Consider the following 16,681-nt stretch of genomic DNA (forward strand, 5'->3'; position numbering starts at 1 on the left):
TCCCGGCAGCCCGTGTTTAACGAGCTACGCTGGCGGAATCTCAGGGAAAAATGTGCACGCTTTTGGCGAATGCCCAGCGTAAGATCAGCCCACAGCGAATTACCGGCCTGCCTGGCCAACCCCGCCCGATGATGTTGTCGGGCTTTTTATTGCCTGCATAAAAACCTGTGGGAGCTGGGCTGCCAGCGATGGACGTCAACGATGACGCTTGAAACCTGACACCCCGTGGCGCTCTCAGATTCATCGCGAGCAGGCTCGCTCCTACAGGGGGATGCGATTCAGGCGAGGGCTTTGAGGGTAGCGTCGATGTGCTGCAAGACCTCGGCTTCGCCCTTCTCGCCCCAATAAAGAGCAATCATTTGTTTGTCGGCCTCGACCTTGTAGACATTGTCCGGCAACTTTTCGAAATGATTGAGCAGCGATCGATCTTCACAGACCTCCTGCCACTGATTCACCCACACGCCCGGTGTTTTTTGCCAGAAACTCCAGCACGCCGGTTGACTGCCCCGTCGTGGTCGGTGGTACTGCGCACAGGGATTTGGCGGCTCCTGGCCGAGCCAGTGCGGCCACTCCTGCGGCGCCAACTGCATGGCCAGGCCGATGCGCCGCGCCTCCATGCGCAGGGCCATACGCCCGCTCTGGTGTCGCGACGGTCGCAACCAGGCCAGCGGACTGAGAACCACCAGCAGGATTGACACCACTATCCAGACCGTCATATCTGTACTCCCGATTCTTGATGAGCGTATTCAGTCACTTTGAAACCAATACGTTTGAAACCAGCCATACTTACCAATATCGCAATCCTCAGGAGGAGCACCTCATGCCCTACAACCACATTCTGGTCGCTGTAGATCTAACCGAAGAGTGCGACCCTGTAATCCACCGCGCTCGCGAACTGGCGGTGAGCAACGGTGCGAAATTGTCCCTGGTGCACATTGTCGAGCCGATGGCCATGGCCTTTGGCGGTGACGTGCCGATGGACCTGTCACAACTGCAACAACAGCAGTTCGACCAGGCCAAAGAGCGCCTTGACCGGTTGATCTTGAAATATCCGGAGCTGTCCAGGGAGTACAGCCACCTGACCTACGGCCAGCCACGCCAGGAAATTCACCACCTGGCCAAAGAGCAAGGGTGCGACATGATCGTGGTCGGCAGTCACGGGCGACACGGCCTGGCACTGCTGCTGGGCTCCACCGCCAACGACGTACTGCACGGAGCACCTTGCGATGTGCTGGCGGTGCGCCTGCAAACAAAAAGCTGATAGCCCCCCCTGTAAGAGCGAGCTCGCTCGCGATGGTCGTCAATGATATCTCGCAACGCCTGACGCCCCGCGAAACTCCCGGATTCATCGCGAGCACGCTCGCTCCTACAGAGAGTTGACCGTATTCCATATGAAAAGCCCGGCGTTCATGCGAATGAAGCCGGGCTTTTTCATGGCAGGATCAATCAGGCGTCCAGCTCGGCCCAACGCTCGACCATCACGTCGAGTTCAGCCTGCAATTGCGCCAGTTGAGCGATCACCGCAGCGGTCTCGGCAGCCGGGCGCAAATAGAAACCAGCATCGGCCATTTGCGCCTCAACACTAGCGATCTGCTGCTCCATCGCTTCAATCTGCCCAGGCAGCGCCTCCAGCTCACGCTGCAATTTGTAGCTGAGCTTCTTCTTCGCCACAGGCGCTTCAACGGCTGCCGCAACCGGCGCAGGCTCGGCCTTGACCACCGCGGAGTTCAGGTCGGCCTTGCCGGACTTGCTCTCGGTCACGCCCAACAGGCGCGGAGAGCCGCCCTGGCGCAGCCAGTCCTGATAACCACCGACGTATTCGCGAACCTTGCCCTCACCTTCAAAGACCAGGGTGCTGGTGACCACGTTATCGAGGAACGCCCGGTCGTGGCTGACCATCAGCACGGTGCCGTTGAAGGTCAGCAATACCTCTTCCAGCAGCTCGAGGGTTTCAACGTCGAGATCGTTGGTTGGTTCGTCGAGCACCAGCAGGTTCGCCGGTTTGCTGAACAGCTTGGCCAGCAACAGTCGGGCACGCTCACCACCGGACAGCGCCTTGACCGGCGTGCGGGCACGCTGCGGGCTGAACAGGAAGTCGCCGAGGTAGCTCAGGACGTGGCGGCTCTGGCCGTCGATATCGATGAAGTCGCGGCCTTCGGCGACGTTATCGATCACGGTTTTTTCCAGATCCAGCTGGTGACGCAACTGGTCGAAGTACGCCACATCAATGCGCGTGCCCTCTTCCACCTTGCCGCTGGTGGGCTGCAGACCGCTGAGCATCAGCTTCAGCAACGTGGTCTTGCCGGTACCGTTGGCGCCGAGCAAGCCGATACGGTCGCCGCGCTGCAGGACCATGGAGAAATCCTTGATCAGGAACGGGCCACCCGGGTGAGCGAAACTCACGTTCTCGAGGACCATCACCTGCTTGCCGGACTTGTCAGCGGTATCGAGCTGAATATTGGCCTTACCGGTACGCTCGCGACGTTCGCTGCGCTCAACGCGCAAAGCCTTGAGGGCACGTACTCGGCCTTCGTTACGGGTGCGGCGAGCCTTGATGCCCTGGCGGATCCAGACTTCTTCCTGGGCCAGTTTTTTGTCGAACAGCGCGTTGGCGGTCGCTTCGGCAGCGAGTTCGGCTTCTTTATGCACCAGAAAGCTGGCGTAGTCGCCGTTCCAGTCGATCAAGCCACCGCGATCCAGTTCGAGGATGCGGGTCGCGAGGTTTTGCAGGAAAGAACGGTCGTGCGTGATGAACAGCACGGCGCCCTGGAAATCCTTCAGCGCTTCTTCGAGCCAGGCAATCGCACCGATGTCCAGGTGGTTGGTCGGTTCGTCGAGCAGCAGCAGGTCGGGTTCGGATACCAGCGCCTGGGCCAGCAGCACGCGACGACGCCAGCCGCCGGACAACTCGGCGAGGGTCTTGTCGGCGGGCAATTGCAGACGGCTCAGGGTGCTGTCGACCAGGGTCTGCAGACGCCAGCCATCGCGAGCTTCGAGATCGTGCTGGACGTGCATCAGCTTGTCCAGGTCAGCGTCGGTGACGATGTTCTGGCTCAGGTGGTGATATTCGGCGAGCAGTGCGCCGACGCCGTCCAGGCCTTCGGCGACCACGTCGAACACGGTCCGCTCGTCGGCTACCGGCAATTCTTGCGGCAATTCGCCGATCTTGAGCCCAGGTGTGCGCCAAACGGAGCCGTCATCGGGCTTCTGGTCGCCCTTGACGAGCTTCATCATGCTGGACTTGCCAGTGCCATTGCGGCCGATGATGCACACCCGCTCTCCACGGGCGATCTGCCAGGACACCTTGTCCAACAACGGCATAGCGCCGAAAGCAAGGGACACATCGCTGAATTTGAGCAGGGTCATGAGCTTCTCCAAAAACCGGGCGCGCAGTCTACCTGACTTGAGGCTTCAGAAGGCCGGCAATTTCACTGTCGAAGCACTCTGCACAACAAATGTTGCGAACTTATTCAGACAGGCCGGCAAAGCTTTCGTCCCCTGCTGGCAAAAGGCTAAGCTACAGTTAATAAAGTGTTGCCTTCGTCAGCACTTGTCATGATTTCTCTGTTCGGACGTCTCATGCGCAGTCGCATTTTCAAGCTTTTTTCATGTCTTTTACTCTCTGCCGCTGCCGTTAACTCCGCCCAGGCGGTGGACCTGTCTACCCAACGCCAGTATTACGATGAAGCCAAGCGCGCCCTGGCCAAAGGCGATAGCGGCCCTTATTTCCGCTACAGCCAGGCCCTGAGCGATTACCCGCTAGAGCCCTACCTCGCGTACGACGAACTGACCGCGCGTCTGAAAACCGCGAGCAATACCGAAATTGAAAAATTCCTTGCCGAACATGGCGACCTGCCACAAGCCAACTGGATGAAATTGCGCTGGCTGCGCTGGATGGCTGATCGCGGCGATTGGGAGACGTTCGTCAAATATTACGACCCCAAGATGAACTTCACCGAACTGGACTGCCTGAATGCGCAGTATCAGATCAGCCACAACCTAAAGTCCGAAGGTTACGCCAACACCAACAAACTCTGGCTGACTGGCAAATCCCAACCGGCCGCCTGCGATGCACTGTTTGGCATGTGGGCCGCCGAAGGCCAATTGACCGAGCAAAAACGCTGGGAGCGCGCCAAGCTTGCCGCCCAGGCGCGCAACTATCCGCTGGCCAACAGCCTGGTCAACAGCCTGACCGCCCTCGCCCCTCGCGGTCGCCTGCTGATCGATGTGGCGCAAAAACCCGAGTTGCTCAACCAGCCGTCACGCTTCACCCCGGCTGACGAGCCGATGTCCGATATTGTCAGCCTCGGTCTGCGGCGCCTGGCGCGGGAGGACCCGGACAAGGCCATGGATCTGCTCGACGGCTATGCCAGCAGCATGCACTTTTCCCGGGACGAAAAAGTGGCGATCGCCCGGGAAATCGGCCTGACGCTCGCGCGCCGCTTCGACAGCCGCGCGCTGGACGTCATGACCAAGTACGACCCGGAACTGCGTGACAACACGGTGTCCGAATGGCGCCTGCGCCTGTTGTTGCGCCTGGCTCGCTGGGAAGACGCCTATGAACTGACTCGCCGCCTGCCGCAAGACCTGGCCACCACCAACCGCTGGCGCTATTGGCAAGCCCGCAGCCTCGAACTGGCGCAGCCGCAAAACCCTGAGGCGCAGACGCTCTATAAAAACCTCGCTCGCGAACGCGATTTCTATGGTTTCCTCGCAGCCGATCGTTCGCAGTCACCCTATTCGCTGGTTAACAAACCCTTGGTGCTGAGCCAGGCGACAATCAATAGAGTGCGCAACACTCCCGGTATTCGTCGCGCCCTGGAGTTTCACGCCCGCGGACAGATCGTCGACGGTCGCCGCGAGTGGTACTACGTCAGCCGCCACTTCAGTCGAGAGGAAATGGTTGCCCAGGCAAAACTGGCCTACGACCTGAAATGGTATTTCCCGGCGATTCGTACGATCAGTCAGGCGCAGTATTGGGACGACCTGGACATCCGCTTCCCGATGGCTCACCGAGAAACCCTGGTCCGTGAAGCCAGAAACCGTGGCCTGCATTCGAGCTGGGTATTTGCCATCACCCGCCAGGAAAGCGCCTTCATGGACGACGCCCGCTCCGGCGTCGGTGCGTCAGGCTTGATGCAACTGATGCCCGTGACCGCCAAGGAAACCGCGCGCAAGTTCAGCATTCCCTATGCCTCGCCGCAGCAGCTGTTGGAGCCGGACAAGAACATCCAGCTCGGTGCCGCATACCTGAGCCAGGTCCACAGTCAGTTCAACGGCAACCGCGTCCTCGCCTCCGCTGCCTACAACGCCGGCCCCGGCCGTGTTCGCCAGTGGCTGCGCGGCGCCGACCACCTGAGTTTCGACGTGTGGGTGGAAAGCATCCCGTTCGACGAAACCCGTCAGTACGTACAGAACGTGCTGTCTTACTCGGTAATCTACGGCCAGAAACTCAATTCACCGCAACCGCTGGTGGATTGGCATGAGCGGTATTTCGACGATCAATGATCGTGCGGGAGCCGGCTTGCTAACAAATGGCGCAACGCGGTGCACCTGCACCGCTTTCGCTGGCAAGCCAGCGCCTACAGGTCGGCGAGAACCTTGCCATCACTGAACTGCAACGCCGCCAATCTTGCATACAGCGCATTAGTGGCAATCAGCTCCTGATGCGTCCCTACCGCCACCAGTTTTCCCTGATCCATCACAGCGATCCGGTCGGCATTTTTCACCGTGGCCAAGCGGTGGGCGATCACCAGGGTCGTGCGGTTTTTCATCAGGCTCGGCAGAGCTTGCTGGATCAGGTGTTCGCTTTGGGCATCTAGCGCGCTGGTGGCTTCATCCAGCAACAGGATTGGAGCATCCACCAGTAGCGCCCGGGCAATGGCCAGGCGCTGGCGCTGACCACCGGACAAACCCAGGCCGCCGTCACCCAAGTGAGTCTGATAACCGTTGGGCATGGCTTCGATAAAATCGTGGGCATAGGCAATTTTCGCTGCCTCCTGAACCTCCGTCAGCGTCGCCGTTGGCTTGCCATAGCGGATGTTCTCCTCGATGCTGCCGAAAAACAGCGCCGGGGTTTGCGAAACGAGGGCAAAGCAGCGACGCAGGTCCAGAGGATCGAGACAGGTCAGCGGCACGCCATCGAGCAGAAGGCGCCCTTCAGCAGGATCGTAAAAGCGCAGCAGCAGGTCATACACCGTCGACTTCCCGGCCCCGGACGGCCCGACCAGGGCCAGGGTTTCGCCGGCCTTGACGGTCAGACTCAAGCCATCAACGGCATAGCTTTCCGGACGTGACGGGTAGGAAAAACGTACGTCTTGCAGCTCCAGATCACCCCTTACCCGCTCGGGTAAGGTCGCGAGCCCCGTGCTCGGAGGCTGGATGATGTTTTCCGAACGCAGCAACTCGGCAATCCGCTCGGCTGCGCCGGCCGCGCGCTGCAATTCGCCAATCACTTCGCTCAGGGTGCCGAATGCACTGCCGACGATCAGGCTATAAAAGACAAACGCCGCCAGCTCACCGGCAGAAATACGACCGGCTATCACGTCCATGCCGCCGACCCACAGCATGACGCCGACTGCACCCAGCACCAGCACGATCACCAAGGTGATCAACCAGGCCCGCTGGAAAATACGCTTGCGCGCAGTGTTGAACGCCTCTTCCACGGTCAGGGCAAAACGCCGCTCGTCCTGGGCCTGGTGGTTGTAGGCCTGCACGGTCTTGATCTGGCCCAGGGTTTCGGAGACATAACTGCCGATATCGGCAATCCGATCCTGGCTCAGGCGCGACAGGTTTCGCACCCGGCGACCGAAAATCAGGATAGGCGCAACCACCAGTGGCAGTGCAACCACAACGATGCTGGTGAGCTTGGGATTGGTCACAAATAACAAGACGATCCCGCCGATCACCATCAACAGATTGCGCAAAAATAGTGACAAGGAAGAGCCGATTACCGATTGCAGCAAGGTGGTATCGGCGGTCAACCGTGACTGGATTTCAGAGCTGCGGTTGTTTTCGTAGAACCCGGGATGCAAGTAGATCAGGTGGTTGAACACCTGCCGACGAATGTCGGCGACACAGCGCTCGCCAATCCACGACACCAGGTAAAAACGCGCAAAGGTACCCACCGCCAGGCCGACCACCAACAGCATGAACAGACCGATCGATTGGTTGAGCAAGTGCGGGGACTGGGTCATGAAGCCCTGATCCACCAGCAGACGGATACCCTGCCCCATGGATAAAGTGATGCCTGCCGTGACGATCAGCGCCAGCAAGGCGCCGAACGCCTGCCAGCGATAAGGCGCGATGAAATGGCTGGCCAGACGTATCGCACGGCGGTGACGAACAGAGAGCATTGGCATCATCCACAAGGGAGCAGTGATTAAGGTCGGCCTAGACCGCTGAACGGGGCGGAACTCGGTAAATCATAATGAGTCAGGTTAATTATGACCGCCCCTGCTAGATGCTAGACACTATTGGTCTAAAGTCCGGGTGGCAACATCGCGCTATTTCTGGTGGACTGGTGCTGCCGCCATACAGAGATCGCAGGGAGTTGTCACAGCCTGGTCACTTGGCGGTTCTAAAGTAGGCACACAACCTGATGAGGAGACAGGCCATGTCCTTGCAAGACAGCAGAGATGACAAGATTCAAGTGATCCGCACACAGCCCGACCAGTCTCTGGGTTGCTCCATAATCGATGCAGATGGCCGCGAAGTACCGATCACTGAAGACATGATCCAGACCGCGTGCCGTGAACTGGAACAGCGATTGGTCAAGCCTGCCGAACAAAAGTGATATAGCCACCGTCTTCTTGACCCGGCCCCTGTTGGCCGGGTTTTTTATGCTGTTTTTTTGAGGGTGCTGCGCCCCCACGGATTCAATGCGATGCCAATGTTTCCGCATGACCTGTAGGAGCGCGGCCTGCCCGCGATAGGGCCAACGTGGTTATCAGACAGCCGACGCGCCCAACGCCGCCACGATCTGCCGCAATGCCGGCGAATCTCCTTCAATGCGCACCTTCAATCCGTCGATCTCACGGCGCGAAGGATAGTTTTTGCGCAAAGCATCGAACGCTGCCCGCTGCTCGCTCACGCTGCCTACAAGACTGCGGCGGAAATCCGCGTCATCACGGCGCGGGTCGTACACCCCGCGGCACAACATCGCCAGTGCCCAGGCCGGATCGCTTTCAGCGGTCAAGGTCGCTGCGGACAACCATGGCGCCGGCAGCAAATCGTTCAGGCTGACCTCGGCCGATTGTCCGAGAAAATCGCAATACGCCTGGTAGATCTGCGCTGTTCCGCGTTGTTTGCCATCCAGGCTGTAGCCGGCAATGTGCGGCGTGGCCAGCACACAGAGTTCGGCGAGTGCCACATCCACTTCCGGCTCTCCCTCCCAGACATCGAGCACCGCTTGCAGGTCTTCACGCTGCAACAGCACCTGGCGCAGGGCGCTGTTATCCACCACCGGGCCACGGCTGGCATTGATCAGCCAGGTGCCGGGATTGAGTTGGTTCAGGTGCTTTTGATCGAACAAATGCCAGGTCGAATGCGCGCCCTGCTTGGTCAACGGCGTGTGCAGGCTGATGACATCGCACTGTTCGATGATCTGCTCCAGGCTGACGTAGTCCCCCCCTTCGGCGGCCTGGCGCGGCGGGTCGCAGACCAGTACCTTCCAGCCCAGCCCTTGCAGGACCTTGATCAGGCGCCCACCCACTTCACCGGCCCCCACCACCCCGTAAGTACGCTGGGTCAGGTCGACGCCTTCGATTTCAGCCAGGGTCAGGAGACTGCCGAGCACGTAGTCGACCACGCCACGGGCATTGCAGCCCGGCGCACTGGACCACGTGATCCCGGCCTGTTGAAAGTAATTGAGATCCAGATGATCGGTGCCAATGGTGCAGGTGCCGACAAAACGCACCTTGCTGCCTTCAAGCAACGCGCGGTTGACATTGGTCACCGAGCGCACCAACAGCACATCGGCCTGTTCGACGGTAGCGCGGTCGATGGAACGCCCTGGCACCCGGCGGATTTCACCGAAACTTGCAAAGAAGGCATCGAGCAGGGGGATATTTTCGTCGGCAACAATCAGCATGGCAGGCTCCTTAGGCGGATCGGCAGTGTAGGCGTAGATGCGGGTGGTGGGCCAGTGTGCATTGCGCATGCTGGATAGGAAGGACTGCAGATTCCTGCGGCGTTGCGGATTCATTCAAGAGGTCGATTACAAATCCCCAACACGGGTCTTTTCCTGACCGCTGCGTCAATGCGTAGAATGCGCGTCTGCGCATCAATACCTTCTGGACGTTTTGCCCTTGAACTCTGTGACTGACCGCTCCACCGCCAAGCCCCTCAATCGCCCGGCCCGGGTTCGCCTCGAGCTGAAAAACCTGCTCGCCCTGGCGCTGCCGATCATGATCGCGCAACTGGCGACCACGGCCATGGGGTTCGTCGATGCGGTGATGGCCGGCCGGGTTGGGCCACGTGATCTGGCTGCCGTGGCATTGGGTAATTCGATCTGGGTGCCGGTGTTCCTGCTGATGACCGGCACCTTGCTGGCGACCACACCGAAAGTCGCTCAACGTTTCGGCGCCGGCACCCACAGCGAAATCGGTCCGATCGTGCGTCAGGCGCTGTGGCTGGCATTGGTGGTCGGGTTAATGGCGACCGGCATTCTGTTCAGTGCCGAACCGATTTTGCGTGTCATGAAGGTCGACCCCGAACTGATTGGCCCGTGCATGCAGTATCTGCACGGCATCGCCAGTGGCCTACCCGCTGTTGCCTTCTACCATGTGCTGCGCTGCTTCAGTGATGGCCTGGGCCGTACCCGGCCGGCGATGGTGCTGGGCCTGTGCGGGCTGGCGCTGAATATTCCGCTGAACTACATCTTCATTTATGGCCACCTCGGTGTCCCGGCCATGGGCGGCGTCGGCTGCGGCTGGGCCACGGCGATCGTGATGTGGGTCATGGCGCTGGGCATGGCCGGTTGGGAGCGCTGGGCGCCGGCGTACCAATCGAGTGAATTGTTCGGCCGTTTCGACTGGCCACAATGGTCGGTGATCAAGCACTTGCTGGGCATCGGCCTGCCCATCGGCATCGCGGTATTTGCCGAGTCGAGCATCTTTGCCGTCATCGCCCTGCTGATCGGCAGCCTCGGCGCCACCGTGGTCGCCGGGCATCAGATTGCCCTGAACTTCAGCTCGCTGGTGTTCATGATCCCCTACTCCCTCGGCATGGCAGTGACCGTGCGGGTCGGCCAGGCGTTGGGCCGCCAGGAGCCGCGCGAAGCACGCTTCGCTGCCGGGGTCGGCATGGGCACAGCCCTGGCCTACGCCTGTTTGTCGGCGAGCATGATGCTGTTACTGCGCGAGCACATCGCGACGATCTACACCGCTGACCCGACGGTGATCAAAGTGGCGGCGATGCTGATTGTCTACTCGGCACTGTTCCAGTTTTCCGATGCGATCCAGGTAACGGCAGCCGGCGCGTTGCGCGGCTATCAGGACACACGGGTGACGATGATCCTGACGCTGTTCGCTTACTGGGGCATTGGCTTGCCGGTGGGTTACGCCTTGGGCCTGACCGATTGGTTCGGCGCACCGAGTGGCCCGAGCGGGCTGTGGCAGGGTTTGATCGTGGGCCTGAGCTGCGCGGCGCTGATGCTGTCAATCCGCCTGACACGCAGTGCGCGCAAGCGGATTCGTATCAGTCATTCGATGGGTTGACCCTACGGCTTAGGAGCGGGCTGGCTCCGGGCGGCGTTTCGACGATGGACCCCAGGGCACCGCGCTTATCCAGCAAACGCGCGTCATCGTTAACGTCCATCGCGAGCCAGCTCGCTCCTACAGGGGTGAGCGTCGGTTATTCGGACTTCTTGCGGATCCAGTAGAGGTAGGTGCCCGCCTCTTCCTGCTGACCGACCAGTTCATGATCGAGAAATACGCAGAACTTGGGGATGTCGCGCCGGGTCGACGGATCGGTGGCGATCACCTTCAGCAGACCGCCAGGCGCCAGGTCACGGATGTGCTGGTGCAGCATCATGACCGGCTCCGGGCAATTGAGGCCGGTGGCATCCAGGGTGCCGTCAACCGGCGTATTGATCATTTCACTCATGATTTGCTCCTGAAACGTGCCGGCATTGTCGCGCATTGCCGGGTGTTCGGTCATCTGTGGCATTACGCCTCACCCTGTGGGAGCGGGCTTGCCCGCTCCCACAAGTTTTATCTGATCAGCGGGCCTTGGGTTTCTTCACATCCAGTCGACGCAAATGGCAGGTCACTTCTTCACGGTCGTGATACAGCTGTTTGCAGCCAATCTCGACCTTGATGCCCCGCGCCTTGAAGCCATCGGCAATCCGTTCCAGCAGACGTTTCACTTCGGCGTAACGCTGTTTCATCGGCAACTTGAGGTTGACCACCGCTTCGCGGCAATGCCCCTCGCCAATCCATTCTTCGAGCATCGCGGCGTTGCGTGCAGGTTTCTCGACGATGTCGCACACCATCCAGTCCACCGGTTGCTTGGGCTTGAATGTGAAACCGTCGGCCATCAGATGTTGCACCAATCCGGTGTCCATCAGGCTTTCGGCCATCGGGCCGTTGTCGATGGCGGTCACCAGCATGCCGCGATTGACCAGTTGCCAGGTCCAGCCACCGGGCGCGGCGCCCAGATCGACGCCGGTCATGTCGCCGTGCAGGCGCTCGTCCCACTGATCGCGCGGGATGAAATGGTGCCACGCCTCTTCCAGCTTCAGCGTCGAACGGCTTGGCGCCTCGCGGGGGAATTTCAAACGTGGAATGCCCATCGGCCACATCGCCGAGTTGTTCGCCTCTGCCAGCCCCATGAACACTTCGCGGCCGCTTTTGAAGGTCAGCAACAGACGCGGCTTGTGGGCGTCTTCCACCAGTTTGCCGGCCGCCATCAGCGCCTTGCGCAAGTGGACTTCGAATTTCTTGCAGAAATTCGACAGTTCCTTGCCGTCGTTGGTGTCGACCATCTCCAGCCACAGGCTACCGCACAGCGGAAAGTCGGCCATATGGGCGAGGATCACGCTGATGCGATCGGTTTCCGGCAAATCGATGAAGATCCCCCGAGCCCACTGGCGCGGGAAGATCAATTGATCGAAACGCTGACCGCGCATCAACCGTTCGGCGCCGTCTTCTTCGGTGCAGACAAATTCGGCGCAGGCGCTGGCGGTCTTGGCCTTGGCATAACCGGCTACGTTCAACCGCGCGGCGAGGTCGGAAATCTCGGAACAGACTTCGCCTTCGAAGCCCGGCCGGCAATGCATAAAGAGGGTGTTCATTCTTACTCCTGGGCAGATGGCGAGACATTCAACCACTGCGCGATGCCCAGACCTGCGTTGAAGCAAAGCCTGTCACGAAAACCGGCGCATGATAACTGAGATCGGAACCTGGGGTCTGTCCATAGAGTCCAGTTATTAGCCAGCTACTCAAAACAGGGCTAGGTTTAATGCTCTGCCCGTCCCCTCCGTCCGTAGCCATGCGGACTCAAAGGAGTGATTGCAATGCCCTCCCTCAACAGTTTGAACACCCTTAAAACCCTGCAAGTCGACGACAAGACCTACCACTATTTCAGCCTGCCGGATGCCGCCAGGAGCCTGGGCGATCTGGATAAGCTGCCGATGTCGTTGAAAGTGTTGCTGGAAAACCTGCTGCGCTGGGAAGACGAAAAAACCGTCACCGGCGCTGACCTCAAGGCGATTGCCGCCTGGCTCAAGGAGCGCCGCTCCGACCGCGAAATCCAGTACCGCCCGGCGCGGGTACTGATGCAAGACTTCACCGGCGTGCCCGCCGTGGTCGATCTGGCGGCCATGCGCGCGGCGATGGCCAAGGCCGGCGGTGACCCGCAACGAATCAACCCGCTGTCGCCGGTGGACCTGGTGATCGACCACTCAGTGATGGTCGACAAATTCGCCAGCAGCAGCGCCTTCGAACAGAACGTCGACATTGAAATGCAGCGCAACGGCGAACGTTATGCCTTCCTGCGCTGGGGCCAGAGTGCCTTCGACAACTTCAGCGTGGTGCCGCCCGGTACCGGGATCTGCCACCAGGTGAACCTCGAATACCTCGGTCGCACGGTCTGGACCAAGGACGAGGACGGGCGTACTTATGCCTTCCCGGACACACTGGTGGGCACCGATTCCCACACCACCATGATCAACGGTCTCGGTGTGCTCGGCTGGGGCGTTGGCGGGATCGAAGCAGAAGCGGCGATGCTCGGCCAACCGGTGTCGATGCTGATCCCCGAAGTCATCGGCTTCAAGCTCAGCGGCAAACTCAAGGAAGGCATCACCGCCACCGACCTGGTGCTGACGGTCACCCAGATGCTGCGCAAGAAAGGCGTGGTCGGCAAGTTCGTCGAATTCTACGGTGACGGGCTGGACGACTTGCCGTTGGCCGATCGCGCGACCATCGCCAACATGGCCCCGGAATACGGTGCCACCTGCGGCTTCTTCCCGGTGGATGACGTCACGCTGGAGTATCTGCGCCTGTCCGGCCGCCCCCTCTCGACGGTGAAACTGGTCGAGGCCTACAGCAAGGCCCAGGGCCTCTGGCGTCTGCCGGGCAAAGAGCCGGTGTTCACCGATAGCCTGGCGCTGGACATGGGCAGCGTCGAAGCCAGCCTCGCCGGGCCGAAACGCCCGCAAGACCGCGTCTCGCTGCCTAACGTCGCGCAAGCCTTCAGCGATTTCCTCGGCGTGCAGCTCAAACCCACCAGCAAGGAAGAAGGCCGCCTGGAAAGCGAGGGCGGTGGCGGCGTGGCGGTGGGCAATGCGGACATGGCCGGCGAAGCGGACTATGAATATGAGGGCCAGACCCATCGACTGAAAAACGGCGCGGTGGTGATTGCCGCGATCACCTCCTGCACCAACACCTCGAACCCGAGCGTAATGATGGCCGCCGGACTGGTGGCGAAAAAAGCCGTGGAAAAAGGCCTGCAACGCAAACCCTGGGTGAAAAGTTCGCTGGCCCCCGGCTCGAAAGTGGTCACCGACTACTACAAGGCGGCCGGGCTCACGAAGTACCTCGATCAACTGGGTTTCGCCCTGGTCGGTTATGGCTGCACCACCTGCATCGGCAACTCCGGGCCGCTGTCGGAACCGATCGAAAAAGCCATCCAGCAGGCCGACCTGACCGTGGCCTCGGTGCTCTCGGGCAACCGCAACTTCGAGGGCCGGGTGCATCCACTGGTGAAAACCAACTGGCTGGCCTCCCCGCCGCTGGTGGTCGCCTATGCATTGGCGGGCACGGTACGCATCGACCTCAGCACCGAGCCGCTGGGTAAAGACCAGAACGGCAATCTGGTGTACCTGCGTGACATCTGGCCGAGCAGCAAGGAAATCGCCGAAGCCGTGGAACAGGTCAACACCGCGATGTTTCACAAGGAGTACGCCGAAGTGTTTGCCGGCGACGAGCAGTGGCAAGCCATCGAAGTGCCGCAGGCCGCCACTTACGTCTGGCAGGCGGATTCGACCTACATCCAGCATCCACCGTTCTTCGATGACATCGGCGGGCCACCCCCCGTGGTCAAGGACATTACCGGCGCCCGCGTCCTCGCGCTGCTGGGCGACTCGGTGACCACCGACCACATTTCACCGGCCGGTAACATCAAGGCCGACAGCCCGGCGGGCCGTTATCTGCGCGAGAAAGGCGTGGAACCGCGGGACTTCAACTCCTACGGTTCGCGGCGCGGCAACCATGAAGTGATGATGCGCGGCACCTTCGCCAACATCCGCATTCGCAACGAAATGCTCGGCGGCGAAGAAGGTGGCAACACCCTCTATATTCCGACCGGCGAGAAACTGGCGATCTACGACGCGGCCATGCGCTACCAAGCCTCGGGGACGCCGCTGGTGGTGATCGCCGGGCAAGAATACGGCACCGGGTCAAGCCGGGACTGGGCGGCCAAGGGCACCAATCTGCTGGGAGTGAAAGCGGTCATCGCCGAAAGCTTCGAGCGCATCCACCGCTCCAACCTGGTGGGGATGGGCGTGCTGCCGCTGCAGTTCAAACTCGACCAGAATCGCAAAACCCTGAACCTGACCGGCAAGGAAACCCTGGACATCCAGGGCCTGACCGGCGTCGAACTGACGCCACGGATGAACCTGAACCTGGTCATCACCCGAGAAGACGGCAGCGGCGAGAAAATCGAAGTGTTGTGCCGGATCGATACGCTGAATGAAGTGGAGTACTTCAAGTCGGGAGGGATCTTGCATTACGTGTTGCGGCAGTTGATTGCTTCCTGAGGCGGAAAGCAAAAATTGCCTTTGAGCGTACGAGGCCCCCTGTAGGAGCCGGCTTGCCGGCGAAGGTCGTCAACGATAACGCGTGTAACCTGATTAAACGCGACGTATTTGAGATCATCGCCAGCAAGCCGGCTCCTGCAGGTACTGCGGTACCTGTGCTTGCTGAATCCTCAAACCACCGAAACTAGTACTCGCTATCCCCTTCAATCCTGAAATGCTCGACCCAGCCACTGAGTGAAGTTGAAACAACCATCAGCGGCGCCAGTAACAACAATGTCAAAGCAACGACAGGCCAAGTCATCATGCGCATCCCCTGGTTCAGGAAAATCCGGCAGAGCGCCCTTCACGTTAATGTCAGGCACGTTTAAACATAGTCACAGGATCCGTTCTACGCACTGAAACCGAGCACCACAATTGCCGACAGGTGGTCATATCTGCCTAAATGCCCCACTTAAAGGCAAGCTTCATTCAAATCCAGGATCCTGCCCATGCTCGTACTGCCCTGGCCGTACCTGACACTGCTTTGCGCCGGCTATGTCCTGGCACTCACCTACGGACAACTGACAGTCCTGGCGGGCCTGGCAATCATCCTGCTGATCCTCGCCGGCTTTGCCGCCCGGCAAGCCGACTACCGCCAGGTGCGTTATCTCGGCCACGCCCTGTTCGTCCTGTTGGCATTCGCATTGGCCGTGCATGGGTGGCCCGGGTTCTACAACGCCAAGATGATCGACCAGACGCGCTTTACCGAAAACGCTGTCCCGTTTTCGATGAACCTCAACCTGGACAAACCGCTGATTGGCTTCTGGCTGTTACTGGTGTGCCCGTGGACCGTCGCCCGCCAGCCATTTCTTCCGACGCTGAAAGCATCCGCTGCTGCCTTGTGCGTCACAGCATCTGTAACGTTAGGAGCCGCCTGGCTGCTGGGGATCATCGAATGGTCACCCAAATGGCCGGATCAGGCCTGGCTGTGGATAAACAACAACCTCTTGCTCGTCACCGTCGTAGAAGAGGCTTTGTTTCGCGGCTACATACAAGGCGGTCTGAGCCGATGTTTCAAGCATCGGCCCTACGGTGAACACCTTGCCCTGCTGATCGCCTCACTCCTGTTCGGGCTGGCCCATTCCGGTGCTGGCTGGGAATGGGTCGTATTGGCGAGCCTGGCGGGCATTGGTTATGGGCTGGCCTATCGATACGGCGGATTAGCCGCAGCCATTGCTACTCACTTCGGCTTGAATCTGCTGCATTTCGGTCTGTTTACCTACCCGATGCTGGCGGGCTGAGCCACTTATAGCCAGACCTACAGGGTGCCGGACAGGCCGAATCCCCCCTCAATTCACCCTGAGTTTTGGCGAAATCACCCGATTATCGATAGGGAACTAAGCGGCTTGACTCCTGTCCGCCGCAACGTTTAACCTCGCGCCC

12 protein-coding genes are annotated in these 16,681 nt (G+C 60.1%); 6 read left to right on the forward strand and 6 right to left on the reverse strand.

The features are described from left to right. Positions 1-278 precede the first annotated feature (278 nt). Entirely contained in the window at positions 279-716 is a 438-nt protein-coding gene (locus F7R06_RS14165) for a hypothetical protein (protein ID WP_090318527.1), read from the reverse strand. 104 nt (positions 717-820) lie between these two features. On the opposite strand from F7R06_RS14165, the gene F7R06_RS14170 reads away from it, so the two are divergent. Then, complete coding sequence (locus F7R06_RS14170; RefSeq protein WP_090327238.1) at positions 821-1,261, forward strand: universal stress protein; 441 nt, start codon at positions 821-823, stop codon at positions 1,259-1,261. Positions 1,262-1,446: 185 nt separating this feature from the next. On the opposite strand, the gene F7R06_RS14175 is transcribed toward F7R06_RS14170, so the two are convergent. Next, positions 1,447-3,366: an ATP-binding cassette domain-containing protein gene (locus tag F7R06_RS14175; protein WP_090318524.1), complete on the reverse strand. Its 1,920-nt coding sequence runs from the start codon at positions 3,364-3,366 to the stop codon at positions 1,447-1,449. Positions 3,367-3,579: 213 nt separating this feature from the next. Here F7R06_RS14175 and F7R06_RS14185 point away from each other — a divergent pair, with 213 nt between their 5' ends. After that, on the forward strand, positions 3,580-5,508 hold the full coding sequence (locus F7R06_RS14185) for a transglycosylase SLT domain-containing protein (RefSeq protein ID WP_090318520.1): 1,929 nt from the start codon (positions 3,580-3,582) through the stop codon (positions 5,506-5,508). 74 nt (positions 5,509-5,582) lie between these two features. Here the strand turns inward: F7R06_RS14185 and F7R06_RS14190 are convergent, their stop codons facing one another. Beyond that, a complete protein-coding gene (locus F7R06_RS14190) occupies positions 5,583-7,364 on the reverse strand; it encodes an ABC transporter transmembrane domain-containing protein (RefSeq protein WP_162493933.1) in 1,782 nt (593 codons plus the stop codon). A gap of 251 nt (positions 7,365-7,615) precedes the next feature. On the opposite strand from F7R06_RS14190, the gene F7R06_RS14195 reads away from it, so the two are divergent. After that, entirely contained in the window at positions 7,616-7,795 is a 180-nt protein-coding gene (locus F7R06_RS14195; protein WP_090318513.1) for a PA1571 family protein, read from the forward strand. 153 nt (positions 7,796-7,948) lie between these two features. Here the strand turns inward: F7R06_RS14195 and pdxB are convergent, their stop codons facing one another. Then, entirely contained in the window at positions 7,949-9,091 is a 1,143-nt protein-coding gene (pdxB, locus tag F7R06_RS14200) for a 4-phosphoerythronate dehydrogenase PdxB (RefSeq protein ID WP_090327236.1), read from the reverse strand. Positions 9,092-9,308: 217 nt separating this feature from the next. Here pdxB and F7R06_RS14205 point away from each other — a divergent pair, with 217 nt between their 5' ends. Next, entirely contained in the window at positions 9,309-10,718 is a 1,410-nt protein-coding gene (locus F7R06_RS14205) for an MATE family efflux transporter (protein WP_090318510.1), read from the forward strand. 136 nt (positions 10,719-10,854) lie between these two features. Here F7R06_RS14205 and tusA read toward each other — a convergent pair whose 3' ends face one another. Both tusA and rlmM read right to left on the reverse strand, forming a co-directional pair. Further along, positions 10,855-11,106 carry a sulfurtransferase TusA gene (tusA, locus tag F7R06_RS14210; RefSeq protein ID WP_090327233.1) on the reverse strand — a complete coding sequence of 84 codons (252 nt, stop codon included), beginning with the start codon at positions 11,104-11,106 and terminating at the stop codon, positions 10,855-10,857. Between the two features lie 115 nt (positions 11,107-11,221). Continuing rightward, positions 11,222-12,295 (reverse strand): 23S rRNA (cytidine(2498)-2'-O)-methyltransferase RlmM, encoded by a 1,074-nt coding sequence (gene rlmM / locus F7R06_RS14215; RefSeq protein WP_090318507.1) that lies wholly within the window; start codon positions 12,293-12,295, stop codon positions 11,222-11,224. Between the two features lie 222 nt (positions 12,296-12,517). On the opposite strand from rlmM, the gene acnA reads away from it, so the two are divergent. Continuing rightward, positions 12,518-15,259 carry an aconitate hydratase AcnA gene (gene acnA / locus F7R06_RS14220; RefSeq protein WP_090318504.1) on the forward strand — a complete coding sequence of 914 codons (2,742 nt, stop codon included), beginning with the start codon at positions 12,518-12,520 and terminating at the stop codon, positions 15,257-15,259. 488 nt (positions 15,260-15,747) lie between these two features. Further along, positions 15,748-16,539 carry a CPBP family intramembrane glutamic endopeptidase gene (locus F7R06_RS14225; protein ID WP_090318501.1) on the forward strand — a complete coding sequence of 264 codons (792 nt, stop codon included), beginning with the start codon at positions 15,748-15,750 and terminating at the stop codon, positions 16,537-16,539. Positions 16,540-16,681 lie beyond the last annotated feature (142 nt).

Source organism: Pseudomonas moorei (assembly GCF_008801475.1).
Lineage (GTDB): Bacteria > Pseudomonadota > Gammaproteobacteria > Pseudomonadales > Pseudomonadaceae > Aquipseudomonas > Aquipseudomonas moorei.

What these genes read in the sequence shown, in the direction of transcription:
- acnA (WP_090318504.1), top strand. Translation starts at nt 12,518, where the DNA reads ATGCCCTCCCTCAACAGTTTGAACACCCTTAAAACCCTGCAAGTCGAC.
- tusA (WP_090327233.1), bottom strand. Translation starts at nt 11,106, where the DNA reads ATGAGTGAAATGATCAATACGCCGGTTGACGGCACCCTGGATGCCACC.
- rlmM (WP_090318507.1), bottom strand. Translation starts at nt 12,295, where the DNA reads ATGAACACCCTCTTTATGCATTGCCGGCCGGGCTTCGAAGGCGAAGTC.
- pdxB (WP_090327236.1), bottom strand. Translation starts at nt 9,091, where the DNA reads ATGCTGATTGTTGCCGACGAAAATATCCCCCTGCTCGATGCCTTCTTT.
- F7R06_RS14170 (WP_090327238.1), top strand. Translation starts at nt 821, where the DNA reads ATGCCCTACAACCACATTCTGGTCGCTGTAGATCTAACCGAAGAGTGC.
- F7R06_RS14195 (WP_090318513.1), top strand. Translation starts at nt 7,616, where the DNA reads ATGTCCTTGCAAGACAGCAGAGATGACAAGATTCAAGTGATCCGCACA.
- F7R06_RS14225 (WP_090318501.1), top strand. Translation starts at nt 15,748, where the DNA reads ATGCTCGTACTGCCCTGGCCGTACCTGACACTGCTTTGCGCCGGCTAT.
- F7R06_RS14165 (WP_090318527.1), bottom strand. Translation starts at nt 716, where the DNA reads ATGACGGTCTGGATAGTGGTGTCAATCCTGCTGGTGGTTCTCAGTCCG.
- F7R06_RS14175 (WP_090318524.1), bottom strand. Translation starts at nt 3,366, where the DNA reads ATGACCCTGCTCAAATTCAGCGATGTGTCCCTTGCTTTCGGCGCTATG.
- F7R06_RS14190 (WP_162493933.1), bottom strand. Translation starts at nt 7,364, where the DNA reads ATGATGCCAATGCTCTCTGTTCGTCACCGCCGTGCGATACGTCTGGCC.
- F7R06_RS14185 (WP_090318520.1), top strand. Translation starts at nt 3,580, where the DNA reads ATGCGCAGTCGCATTTTCAAGCTTTTTTCATGTCTTTTACTCTCTGCC.